This window comes from Streptomyces sp. PSU-S4-23, assembly GCF_055632315.1.
In genome coordinates, this window is sequence record NZ_JBVMUU010000002.1 from 3,594,183 (window position 1) to 3,606,405 (window position 12,223).

General features: G+C 71.1%; 12 protein-coding genes. 5 read left to right on the top strand and 7 right to left on the bottom strand.

Features of this window, described 5'->3' with window-relative positions; genetic code table 11:
- Nucleotides 1–38: 38 nt before the first annotated feature.
- Entirely contained in the window at nucleotides 39–2,771 is a 2,733-nt protein-coding gene (ppc, locus tag ACZ79I_RS16465) for a phosphoenolpyruvate carboxylase (protein ID WP_471498162.1), read from the bottom strand.
- 314 nt (nucleotides 2,772–3,085) lie between these two features.
- On the opposite strand from ppc, the gene ACZ79I_RS16470 reads away from it, so the two are divergent.
- From ACZ79I_RS16470 to ACZ79I_RS16480, 3 genes are all read left to right on the top strand, one after another.
- A complete protein-coding gene (locus tag ACZ79I_RS16470; protein WP_471498163.1) occupies nucleotides 3,086–4,093 on the top strand; it encodes an acyl-CoA desaturase in 1,008 nt (335 codons plus the stop codon).
- Entirely contained in the window at nucleotides 4,090–4,767 is a 678-nt protein-coding gene (locus ACZ79I_RS16475; RefSeq protein ID WP_381089759.1) for a TetR family transcriptional regulator, read from the top strand. Before ACZ79I_RS16470 ends, ACZ79I_RS16475 begins: the two co-directional genes overlap by 4 nt.
- Before the next feature lie 95 nt (nucleotides 4,768–4,862).
- The gene (locus ACZ79I_RS16480; RefSeq protein ID WP_471505000.1) at nucleotides 4,863–5,465 is read left to right on the top strand and encodes a Uma2 family endonuclease; all 603 of its coding nucleotides are present in this window, start codon (nucleotides 4,863–4,865) and stop codon (nucleotides 5,463–5,465) included.
- Here ACZ79I_RS16480 and ACZ79I_RS16485 read toward each other — a convergent pair.
- Both ACZ79I_RS16485 and ACZ79I_RS16490 read right to left on the bottom strand, forming a co-directional pair.
- Nucleotides 5,437–5,823, bottom strand: a complete 387-nt coding sequence (locus ACZ79I_RS16485; protein ID WP_471498165.1) for a VOC family protein — start codon at nucleotides 5,821–5,823, stop codon at nucleotides 5,437–5,439. The genes ACZ79I_RS16480 and ACZ79I_RS16485 overlap by 29 nt on opposite strands.
- A 3-nt stretch (nucleotides 5,824–5,826) precedes the next feature.
- Nucleotides 5,827–6,636, bottom strand: a complete 810-nt coding sequence (locus ACZ79I_RS16490) for a trans-aconitate 2-methyltransferase (RefSeq protein WP_471498166.1) — start codon at nucleotides 6,634–6,636, stop codon at nucleotides 5,827–5,829.
- A gap of 145 nt (nucleotides 6,637–6,781) precedes the next feature.
- Here ACZ79I_RS16490 and ACZ79I_RS16495 point away from each other — a divergent pair, with 145 nt between their 5' ends.
- Nucleotides 6,782–7,279, top strand: coding sequence for a MarR family winged helix-turn-helix transcriptional regulator (locus ACZ79I_RS16495; protein ID WP_471498167.1), 498 nt, complete (start codon nucleotides 6,782–6,784; stop codon nucleotides 7,277–7,279).
- On the opposite strand, the gene ACZ79I_RS16500 is transcribed toward ACZ79I_RS16495, so the two are convergent.
- Entirely contained in the window at nucleotides 7,238–8,005 is a 768-nt protein-coding gene (locus ACZ79I_RS16500; RefSeq protein WP_471498168.1) for a LuxR C-terminal-related transcriptional regulator, read from the bottom strand. The two genes, ACZ79I_RS16495 and ACZ79I_RS16500, sit on opposite strands and share 42 nt — an antisense overlap.
- A 252-nt stretch (nucleotides 8,006–8,257) precedes the next feature.
- Here ACZ79I_RS16500 and ACZ79I_RS16505 point away from each other — a divergent pair, with 252 nt between their 5' ends.
- The gene (locus ACZ79I_RS16505) at nucleotides 8,258–8,767 is read left to right on the top strand and encodes a GNAT family N-acetyltransferase (protein WP_471498170.1); all 510 of its coding nucleotides are present in this window, start codon (nucleotides 8,258–8,260) and stop codon (nucleotides 8,765–8,767) included.
- Between the two features lie 96 nt (nucleotides 8,768–8,863).
- On the opposite strand, the gene galK is transcribed toward ACZ79I_RS16505, so the two are convergent.
- The 3 genes from galK to galT are packed head-to-tail and all read right to left on the bottom strand — an operon-like array spanning nucleotide 8,864 to nucleotide 12,057.
- The gene (galK, locus tag ACZ79I_RS16510) at nucleotides 8,864–10,006 is read right to left on the bottom strand and encodes a galactokinase (protein ID WP_471498171.1); all 1,143 of its coding nucleotides are present in this window, start codon (nucleotides 10,004–10,006) and stop codon (nucleotides 8,864–8,866) included.
- Nucleotides 10,007–10,975, bottom strand: a complete 969-nt coding sequence (gene galE, locus ACZ79I_RS16515) for a UDP-glucose 4-epimerase GalE (protein ID WP_471498173.1) — start codon at nucleotides 10,973–10,975, stop codon at nucleotides 10,007–10,009.
- Nucleotides 10,972–12,057: a galactose-1-phosphate uridylyltransferase gene (gene galT / locus ACZ79I_RS16520; protein ID WP_471498174.1), complete on the bottom strand. Its 1,086-nt coding sequence runs from the start codon at nucleotides 12,055–12,057 to the stop codon at nucleotides 10,972–10,974. Before galT ends, galE begins: the two co-directional genes overlap by 4 nt.
- Nucleotides 12,058–12,223: the final 166 nt, after the last annotated feature.

The window sequence follows — 12,223 nt, forward strand, 5'->3', positions numbered from 1 at the left end:
CTCGTGGAGCCCGGGGGCACTGGCGCTTGTGGGGGCCGTCAGCCGGTGTTGCGCAGGCCCGCCGCCACGCCGTTGACGGTCAGCAGCAGGGCGCGGGACAGCAACGGGTCGGCCTCGGTGCCCGCCGCGGCGGCGTCGCGCTGGCGCTTGAGCAGGGCGACCTGGAGGTAGGAGATCGGGTCGAGGTAGGCGTCGCGGATCGCGAGGGTCCGCCTGAGGGCCGGGGTGGCGTCGAGCAGTTCCTTCTCGCCGGTGACGCGCAGGACCTCCCTGACCGTCAGTTCGTGTTCGGCCTCGATGGTGGCGAACACGTGCCTGAGGTCGTCGGGCACCAGGGTGTCGACGTAGTGGCGGGCGATCCGCAGGTCCGTCTTGGCGAGGGTCATCTCCACGTTGGAGATGAAGTTGCGGAAGAAGTGCCACTGCTCGTGCATCTCGGCGAGCACGGTGTCGAGGCCCGCCTCGCGCAGCGCCTTGAGCCCGGACCCGACGCCGAACCAGCCCGGCACGATCTGCCGGGACTGGGTCCAGCCGAACACCCAGGGGATGGCGCGCAGACCGTCCAGGCCCGCACCGGAGTCGGGCCGGCGTGAGGGGCGCGAGCCGAGGTGGAGGTCGGCGAGCTGGTCGACCGGCGTGGAGGCGAAGAAGTAGGCGGGCAGGTCGGGGTCCTCGACCAGCCTGCGGTAGGCGGCGTGGGCGGCGTCGGAGACGACGTCCATGGCCGCGTCCCAGCGGGCGAGCGCCTCGACCGACTGGCGGGGCGCGGTGTGCAGGGCGGACGCCTGGAGGGTGGCGGCGACCGTCAGCTCCAGGTTCTCCCGTGCCAGGGAGGGGATGAGGTACTTGTCGGAGATGACCTCGCCCTGCTCGGTGACCTTGATCTCGCCCTCGAGGGTGCCCCAGGGCTGGGCGAGGATCGCGTCCTGGCTGGGGCCGCCGCCGCGGCCGACGGTGCCGCCCCGGCCGTGGAAGAGGCGCAGGCGGACGCCGTAGCGGTGCGCGACGTCGCGCAGACGGCGCTGCGCGCGGTGGATCTCCCACTGGGAGGTGGTGATGCCGCCGAACTTGGAGGAGTCGCTGTAGCCGAGCATGACCTCCTGGACGTCGCCGCGCAGGGCGACCAGTCGGCGGTAGGAGGGGTCGGCGAGCATGTTCTCCAGGAGGGTGTCGGCGGCCTTGAGCTCGTCGGTGGTCTCCAGGAGCGGGACGATGCCGATCTTCGCCCAGCCGGCGTGCAGGTCGACCAGGCCGGCCTCGCGGGCGAGGACGGCGGCGGCGAACACGTCGTCGGCGCCCTGGCACATCGAGATGATGTACGACTCGACGACCTCGGGTCCGAACACCTGCAGGGCCCGCTTGACGGTCTCGAACACGCCGAGGGTCTTGGTGCCGGCCGCGTCCAGCGGGGCGGGGGTGGGGGCCAGGGGCCGCCGGGACCGCAGCTCCTTGGCGAGCAGCTTGTGCCGGTACTCGCGGGGCATGTCCTCGTAGCGCCAGGACTCCTCGCCGAGCCGGTCGAAGAGCTGGCCGAGGGCGTGGTGGTGCGCGTCGGCGTGCTCGCGCACGTCCAAGGTGGCGAGCTGGAGGCCGAAGGCGGCGAGGGTGCGGATGGTGCGGGCGAGGCGGCCGTCGGCGAACAGGCCGCCGCGGTGCGCGCGCAGCGAGGTCTGGATGAGTCTGAGGTCCTGCAGCAGCTCGGAGGTGCCCAGGTAGTCGCGTCCCGGCTCGTGCGGGATGCCCTTGGCCAGGCGCTGCTTGGTGTTGAGGAGCTTCTGGCGGATGCAGGTGGCCTTGAGGCGGTAGGGCTCCTCGGCGTTGAGGCGCTTGTAGCGGGGGCTGATCTCGGGCAGCAGCTCCAGGTCGGTGCGCAGTGAGGTCAGCAGGTCCTCGGTGGCGCCCGAGTAGCGGATCGAGTTGGACAGCAGGCCGCGCAGCTCGTCGATCATCTCCAGGGCGTCGTTGATGCCGTGCTCGTGCTGGAGGATCAGGACGTCCCAGGTGACCTGGGGGGTCACGTTGGGGTTGCCGTCGCGGTCGCCGCCGATCCAGGTGCCGAAGGTGAGGGGGCGGGTGTCGTCGGGGAGCGTGACGCCGACGCGCTCCAGTTCCGCGGTGAGGTCCTCCAGGACGTCGCCGACCGCGCCGGCGTGCAGCTCGTCCAGGTAGTAGATCGCGTTGCGGGCCTCGTCCGCGGGCTCGGGGCGCACCACGCGCAGCTCGTCGGTCTGCCAGACGAGGTCGATGTTCTCGGCCAGGCGGATGTCGTGGCGGCGCCGGTCGGATTCGAGGACGGGGGCCTCCAGGAGCGCGGCGATGCGCCGGAGCTTGTTGAGCACGGACCTGCGTGCGGCCTCGGTGGGGTGCGCCGTGAACACGGGGCGCACATTGAGGTGCCGGACCGTCTCGCGCAGATGCTCGGGGTCGGCGTCCTTGAGCCGGTCGGCCGTGCGGGCGAGGATGCCTCCCTCGGCGGCACGCCGGGCGCGCTTCTCACGGCCGCGGTGCACCTGCTCGGTGACGTTCGCCAGGTGGAAGTAGGTGGAGAAGGCGCGCACCAGCTTAGCGGCGGTCGTGAGGTCGGTGCCGCGCAGCAGCTCCGCGGCGGCCCTCTCGTCCTCACGGGTCAGCCTGCGGACCCGCTCCACCAGCTCCAGGAGTTCGGGACCCTCCTGCCGGACGAGGGTCTCGCCGAGCAGATCACCGAGGCGGCGGATGTCGGCGCGCAGCTCACTGCTGGTCGTCGTGGTCTGGTCGTCGGCACTGCTCACAGGTGCGGCTCCTTGCAGTGTTGAAGCTCGTCCGGGAGGGAACCCGGACGGGTGCCGTGCGCGGCGGGTGCCGCATACGGACCGGGCATCCGGGAAGAAATCAGAGCGGACCGCGCTGTCCGACCGACTCCAAGGATAGGTGGCCACACGGACGCGCTGGCCCACGGGCTCTTGCCGCCGGGCGACGCGCTGCCATACTTACGACGCCGTAGGTTACGGAACCGTAGGGTCTCTCGTCAGGTCGCGGGAGGATCCTGGGTCCGTTTCCGGGCAACCTGCCTCACCCTCGACCCTCGACCCCACAGGGGACGCCCATGACCACAAGCTCCGATGTGATCGAAGACGCCCCGAAGGCGAACGACGACCCACTGCCCTCCGCTACGCTGGGCGGTGAGCAGAAGCGTTCGATCGAGCAGATCACGCTCCTGCTCTTCATCACCGTGCCGTTCCTGGCGCTGGTCGCGGCGGTGCCGCTGGCCTGGGGCTGGGGCGTGAGCTGGCTCGACCTGGGCCTGATGGTCTTCTTCTACTTCCTGGGCTGCCACGGCATCACGATCGGCTTCCACCGCTACTTCACGCACGGCTCGTTCAAGGCCAGGAGGCCGCTGCGGATCGCGCTGGCGATCGCCGGTTCGCTGGCGGTCGAAGGGCCCCTGGTCCGCTGGGTGGCCGACCACCGCAAGCACCACAGATTCTCGGACGCGGAGGGTGACCCGCACTCTCCGTGGCGTTACGGCGAGACCGTGCCCGCTCTGCTCAAGGGACTGTGGTGGGCTCATGTCGGCTGGATGTTCGACGAGGAGCAGACGCCGCAGGAGAAGTACGCGCCGGATCTGATCAAGGACAGGGCGATCCGGACGATCTCCCGCCAGTTCGTGCTGTGGACGACGGTGTCCCTGGTGCTGCCGCCGCTGATCGGCGGGCTGGTGACGATGTCCTGGTGGGGCGCGTTCACGGCGTTCTTCTGGGGATCCCTCGTCCGGGTGGCGCTGCTGCACCATGTGACCTGGTCGATCAACTCGATCTGCCACGCGGTGGGCAAGCGCCCCTTCAAGTCGCGCGACCGTTCCGGCAACGTGTGGTGGCTGGCCGTGCTGTCGTGCGGCGAGTCGTGGCACAACCTGCACCACGCGGACCCGACCTCGGCCCGGCACGGCGTGGAGCGCGGCCAGGTGGACTCGTCGGCGCGGATCATCCGCTGGTTCGAGCGGCTCGGCTGGGCGTACGACGTGCGCTGGCCGTCACGCTCGCGTATCGATTCGCGCCGGAACACCGGTGAGAACGGCTCCCGGCGCCGGAAGGAGCCCGTGGAGGCGGCATGATTGACGCCGTGGCGACCGACTCCAGCAGCACTCCCAGCAACGACAAGCCGCGGCGCGCGCGTCGCACCCGTATGACCGGTGCCGAGCGCCGCCAGCAGCTGCTGGAGATCGGTCGCACACTGTTCGCGGCGAAGGGCTTCGAGGGCACGTCGGTGGAGGAGATCGCGGCGAAGGCCGGGGTGTCCAAGCCCGTGGTCTACGAGCACTTCGGCGGCAAGGAGGGCCTGTACGCGGTCGTGGTGGACCGCGAGATGCGGCGTCTGCTGGACATGGTCACCGGCTCGCTGACCGCCGGGCACCCGCGTGAGCTGCTGGAACAGGCCGCGTTCGCCCTGCTGGACTACATCGAGGAGTACACGGACGGCTTCCGCATCCTGGTCCGTGACTCCCCCATCCCGCAGTCCACGGGCTCCTTCGCCTCTCTGATCTCGGACATCGCCACCCAGGTGGAGGACATCCTGGGCCGTGAGTTCAAGAGCCGGGGCTTCGACCCGAAGCTCGCCCCGCTGTACGCCCAGGCGCTCGTGGGCATGGTCGCCCTGACGGGCCAGTGGTGGCTCGACGTACGCCGCCCGAAGAAGGCCGAGGTCGCGGCGCACCTGGTGAATCTGGCGTGGCACGGTCTTGACGGGCTGGAGCAGAAGCCGCGGCTGATAGGCCACCGGAAGAGCTGAGACACGACTGTTCGATCACCCGTTGTGATGACGCTCGTGTATTCCGGCGGCTACCGTGGGACGGCTGGCTAAGAATCCCGTCCATGGGAGGAACCATGATTGCCGAGCCGCGTGCGGAATCCGACTGCCGCTGGCCGGTCCCGCCCGAGGGCGGATACACCGTTGACGATCTGTTCACGCTACCCGATCTCCCGCCGCACACCGAGCTGATCGACGGGAGTCTCGTTTTCGTGAGTCCACAGCGGAATTTCCACAGCACCATGATCGACCTTCTGGTGGCTGGCCTCCGCCGTACAGTCCCCGAGCCACTGAAGGTCCGCCGCGAAATGACCGTCGTCCTGGACCGCCGCAACGGCCCCGAGCCTGATGTCAGCGTCGTCCGCGCAGAGGCCGTCGGGGACTTGGAGCAGACCCGGTTCCGAGCCGAGGACGTCGTGCTCGCTGTCGAGGTCGTCTCCCCGGACTCCGAAGCACGCGACCGCCAGACCAAGCCTCAGAAGTACGCAACCGCAGGTATCCCGTACTTCTGGTTGGTCGAGATGGCCGAGGGGAACCAACACCCGGTGGTCCGGGTCTACGAGATCGACCCAGTGAACAAGACGTACATGCTCACCGGCATCCACCACAAGACACTCGGCCTCGACGCCCCATTCGACATCGACGTCGATATCACCTTGGAAGCACTTGAGGCGCTGTAGTGACCGGCTCCAGGAACTCCAGCCGGTTCCCCGCCGGGTCCTCGGAGTAGAAGCGCCTGTGCCCCGGCAGGTCGTCGTCCCAGGTGACCGTCGCGCCGTGCGCGGCCAGTCGCGCGGCGTACGCCTCGATGTCCGTGACCCTGAGCCCCGGGTGTGCCTTCCTCGCGGGCCGGAAGTCTCTCTCGATCCCCAGGTGGAGCCGCACCGTGCCCGCCTGGAACCAGCAGCCGCCGCGTGCGGCGAGCACCGGCGGCTTGGGGGTCTCCGTCATGCCGAGGGCGTCGGCGTAGTAGGCGCGCAGCAGGTCCTCCGAGCCGGGCGGGGCGGCGAGCTGGACGTGGTCGAGGGCGGCGAGCACCGGTCAGTCCTCCTTGCGGGCGACGGCGAAGATGCGGCGGAAGGGGAAGACGGTGCCGTGGGCGGTGCGGGGGTAGGCCGCGCGCAGCGCCGTGCGGTAGTCGGCGAGGAACTCCTCGGCGTCGTCGCCCAGTTCGGTGAGGACCGGGCGCAGTCCCGTGCCCTTCACCCAGTCCAGGACCGGGTCCTCGCCCTCCAGCAGATGGAGGTACGTGGTCTCCCAGACGTCGGCCGCGCAGCCGAGGGCGGTGAGGCGCCCGAGGTAGACCTCGGGCGCGAGCACGGCGTCGTCGTGGCGCAGGGTGCCGGCGAGGCGGTCCTTCCAGCGGGCCGAGTGGGCGAGTTCGCGCATCAGCCGGTGACTGGGGGCGTCGAAGTTGCCGGGGACCTGGAAGGCGAAGGTGCCGCCGGGGGCGAGGCCCGCGATCCAGTCGGGGAAGCGGTCGGCGTGCCCGGGCACCCATTGCAGGGTGGCGTTGCTGATGATCAGGTCGTACGGCTCGGCGGGTGTCCAGGTGCGGGCGTCGCCGTGGCGGAAGTCGAGACGGCCCCCGCCCGGGGTGGCGCCCTCGTGCTCGGTGTGGGCCTTGTCGAGCATCTCGGGCGAGTTGTCGTAGCCGGTGATGCGGGCGGTGGGCCAGCGGTCGGCGAGCAGGACGGTGACGTTGCCGGGTCCGCAGCCCAGGTCGGCGATGCGGGGCGGGCCGGCCGGGAGTTCGGGGACGCGGGCGAGCAGGTCGGCGAAGGGGCGGGCACGGTGGCCGGCGTGGCGCAGATACTGGCCGGGGTCCCAGGTGGGGGCTGTGGCAGGCATGGGTGGGGCCTCCTCGAAGTCACCGGGTGGTACGGCTGAGGTGTGGTCCAGCCTCACACCTTGATATCTCGACGTCAAGAGGCTCGATATCAAGAGGCTGCATATCAAGAGACTTCATGTCGACACAACCACTACACTGATCGCCATGGAGGACGAGGTCGATCGGCTGGTCGCATCGTGGCGCCGGGAGCGCCCGGACCTCGACGTGGAACCGCTCGAGGTACTCAGCCGGGTCAGCAGACTGGCCCGGCACCTGGATCGTGCGCGCCGGCTGGCGTTCTCCGAGCACAGCCTGGAGCCCTGGGAGTTCGACGTGCTCACCGCGCTCCGGCGGGCCGGCAGCCCCTATCAGCTCTCCCCCGGACAGTTGCTGACCCAGACGCTGGTCACCTCCGGCACCATGACCAACCGCATCGACCGGCTGGCGAAGAAGGACCTGGTGGAGCGGCTGCCCGATCCCAGCGACCGCCGGGGTGTGCTGGTCCGCCTCACGGCGGAGGGCCGGGACCGGGCGGACCAGGCGCTCGCCGGGCTGCTGGAGCAGGAGCGGGCGATCCTCTCGGAGCTGAGCCAGGCCCAGCGCAGTGAGCTGGCCGCCCTGCTACGCCAGCTGACCGCCCCGTTCGACAACATCCCCGGCTAGCTCGACCGGTCCCACGCCGGCCCGGCGGGCGAGGGCGACGGCGGCAAGGGTGGAGTGGACGCCCAGCTTCCCCAGGACGTTCTGCATATGGGTGCGCACCGTGTGCGGGGACAGGAACAGCCGCTCGGCGACGGCCTTCCTGCCCAGCCCGGCGACCATGCACTGCAGCACCTCCCGCTCCCGTGGCGTCAGGGACTCCACCAGGCGCTCGCTCTCGGTACGGTGCTTGCGGGCGGCCGTCAGTTCGCGCAGGACCCCGGTGAGCAGGGCGGGCGGAAGGTGGGTCTCGTCCCGCAGCACCCCCCGGATGACCGTGAGCAGCCGGGACAGCGAGCAGTCCTTGGCGACCCAGCCGGAGGCACCCGCCTGCAGGGCGAGGGCGGCGCGGCGCGGGTCGTCCTTCTCGGCGAGCACGACGGTGCGCACGCCCGGCTGCGCGGAGCGGACACCGGTGACGAGGGAGATGCCGTCGACGAGACCGTCCTCGTTGCCCTCCTGCACGGGGACCGCGGGGCGCGAGCCCGGGACGTTGCCGCCGAGGTCCGCGTCGACGAGCATCACGTCGAATCTGCGGCCCTCCGCCACCGCCCGCTCCAGGCAGCGCAGCGCGGCCGGACCGCTGCCCGCCGCGGACACCTCGACGTCCGGCTCGGCGGCCAGGGCGGCGGCGAGCGACTCGGCGAAGATGCGATGGTCGTCGACGACCAGAACTCGGATGCGAACCACACAAACCCCCACTGCTCGGGGGACGACCGGCGCGGGTACGGCGCCCGAGTGCTCCCCGGTTCATCGCCTGGGACGGGGCGACGCGCAACCGCACGGCCGCCGCCGTGCTGGAACTGCTACCCCCACCCCGGGCGTCGTACCCGCCTTGTCTCGCCCCCTGATCAGCGCCGGCCCCCACCGGCGCTGTTCACAGGGTAGGGCCGCCGGCCGGGAGCGGAAGGGAATTTGCAGAACTGGTTGGCGGGCGCGTTTATGGTGAGCCGCATGTTTCGTATCGAGACGGAAGTCGACAAGGATCGGCGTGATCTGCTCCGCGCTCGGCTGCGTGAGACGAACACGGCGGCGTCACCGGTGCTGGCCGCGCTGCGCGGAACGCCCGGCGAACGCGAGGTCCCGCTCCACGTCTGGGCGCTGGATACGGCGGGGGACCTGACGGGCGGGCTGGTCGGCCACACGTGGACGACATGGCTGCACGTCGCGTACCTGTGGGTGGACGACCGCCACCGGGGGGCGGGCCTCGGCACCCGCCTGCTCGCCGAGGCGGAGCGCCTGGCGCGCGAGGGGCGCGGCTGCACGGCCGCACGCCTGGAGACCTGGGACTTCCAGGCCCCGGAGTTCTACAAGAAGCAGGGCTACGAGGTGGTGTGCGTGATCCCCGACTATCCGCCGGGGATCACGGAGTACACGCTGACCAAGACGCTGGGGCCGGCGGCGACCGGCATGGCCGGCACGTTCGGCACGTTCGGCGCGTTCGGCGGTTGAGGACGAGGCCGTTCGGGCCGGAGGGCGCCGGGCGCGATCCCCGGGAGGCCGGGCGCGATCCCTGGGAGGCCGGGCGCGATCCCCGGGAGGCCGGGCTCAGCCCAGCCGCCGGGCCCCGGCCGACGGCACCGCCGGGAACACCCGGGGTGCCGTGAACCCGGCGGCGCCGAACGCCTCCTCGATCGCCTTGGTGACGGTGTCCGCCTCCGGCGCCTCCAGGAGGACGATCGCCGAGCCGCCGAAGCCGCCGCCCGTCATCCGGGCGCCCAGCGCGCCCGTGGCGTTCGCGGTGTCCACCACCAGGTCCAGCTCCGGGCACGAGATGCGCAGGTCGTCCCGCAGGGAGAGGTGGCCCTCCGTCAGCACGGGCCCGATCGCCCGGACGTCGCCCGCGTCCAGCAGGGCGACGACCCGGTCGACGCGGTGGTCGTCGGAGACGACGTGCCGCACATAGCGGCGCACCCGCTCGTCGGACAGGCGCGCGAGCGCGGCCGGGAGGTCCTCGTAGGCGATGTCCCGCAGGTGCGGGACGCCGAGCCGCCGTGCGCCCTCCTCGCACCCCGCGCGCCGCTCGGCGTACGCCCCGTCACCGAGCGCGTGCCTCACCCGGGTGTCGACCACCAGCAGCGCGAGGCCCCGGGAGGCCGGGTCGAAGGGGATCTGCCGGATCGACAGGTCGCGGCAGTCGAGGTGCAGGGCGTGGCCCTCGGCGCCGCACGCCGACGCCATCTGGTCCATGACGCCGCACGGCACGCCCACGAAGTCGTTCTCCGCGCGCTGGGCGAGCCGTGCCAGCTCCGGCCGCGTCAGGCCGAGTCCGTACAGGTCGTTCAGGGCCAGGGCGGTCACGACCTCCAGCGCCGCCGATGACGACAGGCCCGCGCCCGTGGGCACCGTCGAGGACAGGTGGACGTCCGCGCCGGTGATCGCGTGGCCCGCCGCGCGCAGCGCCCACACGACACCGGCCGGATACGACGCCCAGCCGGTGTCCGTCAGCGGCTCGAGCGCGTCGACCCGCAGTTCGACGACGGGGCCCGCGACGTCCGCCGAGTGCAGCCGCAGCACGCCGTCGTCACGGCGCGAGAGAGCCGCGACCGCGGTGTGCGGAAGGGCCAGCGGCATCACGAACCCCTCGTTGAAGTCCGTGTACTCGCCGATCAGATTGACCCGGCCCGGCGCCGCCCAGACGCCCTCGGGAGCCGTCCCGTACAGGATTTCGAAGCCCTCGCGTACGCCCATCTACCGCTCCCTCGCGCTGTTCCGTGCGAACTCCCACGCGTCCGCGACGATTCCCGCGAGGTCCGCGCGGGACGGGTTCCAGCCCAGCCGCTCGCGGGCGGTGGCCGCGGAGGCGACCAGGACCGCCGGGTCGCCGGCGCGGCGCGGGGCCACGACCGCCGGGACGGGGTGCCCGGTGACGCGGCGCGCCGTCTCGATGACCTCCCGCACGGAGAAGCCGTTGCCGTTGCCGAGGTTGCAGATCAGGTGCTCCCCGGGCGCGGCGGCGTCCAGCGCCAGCAGGTGGGCCTCGGCGAGGTCCGCGACATGGATGTAGTCGCGGATGCAGGTGCCGTCCGGCGTCGGGTAGTCGTCGCCGAAGATCGAGACGGCCTCGCGCCTGCCCAGCGCGACCTGGAGGACGATCGGGATGAGGTGGGACTCCGGGTCGTGCCGCTCGCCGCAGCCGCCGTACGCGCCCGCCACGTTGAAGTAGCGCAGGGACACGGCGCCCAGGCCGTGTGCGGCCGCCTCGCCGCTGATCATGTGGTCGACGGCGAGCTTGGTGGCGCCGTACGGGGAGGTCGGCGCGGTCGGGTCGGACTCCGTGATCGGGGTGCTGACCGGCTCGCCGTAGGTCGCCGCGGTGGAGGAGAAGACGAGCCTGCGCACGCCCGTCTCGCGCATGGCGGCGAGCAGTGCCATGGTGCCGCCGACGTTGTTGTCCCAGTACTTCTCGGGCTGTGCCACCGACTCGCCGACCTGCGAGAACGCGGCGAAGTGCAGGACGGCGTCGTAGGAGGGGTCCAGCCATTTGGCGGCGTCGCGGATGTCGCCCTCGATGAAGGAAGCGCCGGCCGGGACGCCCTCGCGGAAGCCGGTCGTGAGGTTGTCGAGGACGGCGACCTCGTGCCCCGCGTCCAGCAGGTGCTGCGCGACCACGCTGCCCACATAGCCCGCACCGCCGGTGACCAGGTACTTCCCACTCATGAACTCGCTACCTCTCGCAGTCGCTCAGCCGCGGCTTCCGGCGGCACGTCGTTGATGAACACGTTCATGCCGGACTCGGAACCCGCGAGGAACTTCAGCTTGCCGGAAGTGCGGCGGATGGTGAAAAGCTCGAGGTGGCACGCGAAGTCGTCGCGGCTGACCCCCTCGAACTCCTCCAGGGCGCCGAACGGCGCCTGGTGCCAGGCGGCGATGTACGGCGTGGGCGGCTCGCCCGTGGCGTGCTCCCCGCCCGTGCCTCCGTCGAAGATCCGGTCGAAGCGCCTCAACAGTTCCAGATAGACCTGGGGGAACTCTGTGCGTGCCGCCTCGTCGAGCGCGAGCAGGTCGGGGACGCGCCGCCGGGGATAGAGGTGGACCTCGTAGGGCCAGTGCGCGGCGTACGGCACGAAGGCCACCCAGTGCTCCCCTTCCAGGACCACGCGTTCGCCCGCGAGTTCGCGGGCCACGACCGCGTCGAACAGGTTCTCCCCGCCGGTCGCCTCCCGGTGCGCGGCGAGGGAGCGCAGCATCAGGGCGGTACGCGGGGTGGTGAAGGGGTACGCGTAGATCTGCCCGTGCGGGTGGCCCAGGGTCACGCCGATCTCCGCGCCGCGGTTCTCGAAGCAGAACACCTGCTCCACGGCGGGCAGGTGGGAGAGTTCCGCGGTGCGGTCCGTCCAGGCGTCCAGGACCAGCCCCACCTGCTCCTCGGTCAGGTCGGCGAAGGAGGCGTCGTGGTCGGAGGTGAAGCAGACGACCTCGCAGCGGCCGAAGGGGCCGGCGAGCGAGGGGAATCGGTTCTCGAAGACCACGACGTCGTAGGTGGAGTCCGGGATCTCGCTCAGCCGCCCGTCCCGGGAGGGGCACAGGGGACACTCGTCGGCCGGCGGGTGGTACGTGCGGCCCTGGCGGTGCGAGGCGATCGCGACCCGGTCGCCGAGCAGCACGTCGCGGCGGATGCCGGAGGTCGTGACGGTCCGCTCCAGCGGCCTGCGGTCGACCGTCTCCCGCACGGCGTCGTCGCGCAGGTCGTAGTAGATGAGCTCACGACCGTCGGCCAGCCGGGTCGAGGTCTTCTTCACGTCGGACTCTCCATCTTGAGCCACTCACCAAACAGAACCCAACACACCAAAACACAACTCACCACAATCGTCAACATCACAATCAAACAAAGAGCATCATCAGAAGTGTTCAATTACTGAACGCGGAGGCGTAGGTTCCGCTCTGGATCAGTTCGCAAACGAAGCG

Coding starts and splice junctions, on each gene's coding strand:
- ACZ79I_RS16470 (WP_471498163.1), top strand. CDS start 3,086: ATGACCACAAGCTCCGATGTGATCGAAGACGCCCCGAAGGCGAACGAC.
- ACZ79I_RS16475 (WP_381089759.1), top strand. CDS start 4,090: ATGATTGACGCCGTGGCGACCGACTCCAGCAGCACTCCCAGCAACGAC.
- ACZ79I_RS16490 (WP_471498166.1), bottom strand. CDS start 6,636: ATGCCTGCCACAGCCCCCACCTGGGACCCCGGCCAGTATCTGCGCCAC.
- galK (WP_471498171.1), bottom strand. CDS start 10,006: ATGGGCGTACGCGAGGGCTTCGAAATCCTGTACGGGACGGCTCCCGAG.
- ACZ79I_RS16480 (WP_471505000.1), top strand. CDS start 4,863: ATGATTGCCGAGCCGCGTGCGGAATCCGACTGCCGCTGGCCGGTCCCG.
- ACZ79I_RS16495 (WP_471498167.1), top strand. CDS start 6,782: ATGGAGGACGAGGTCGATCGGCTGGTCGCATCGTGGCGCCGGGAGCGC.
- ACZ79I_RS16505 (WP_471498170.1), top strand. CDS start 8,258: ATGGTGAGCCGCATGTTTCGTATCGAGACGGAAGTCGACAAGGATCGG.
- galE (WP_471498173.1), bottom strand. CDS start 10,975: ATGAGTGGGAAGTACCTGGTCACCGGCGGTGCGGGCTATGTGGGCAGC.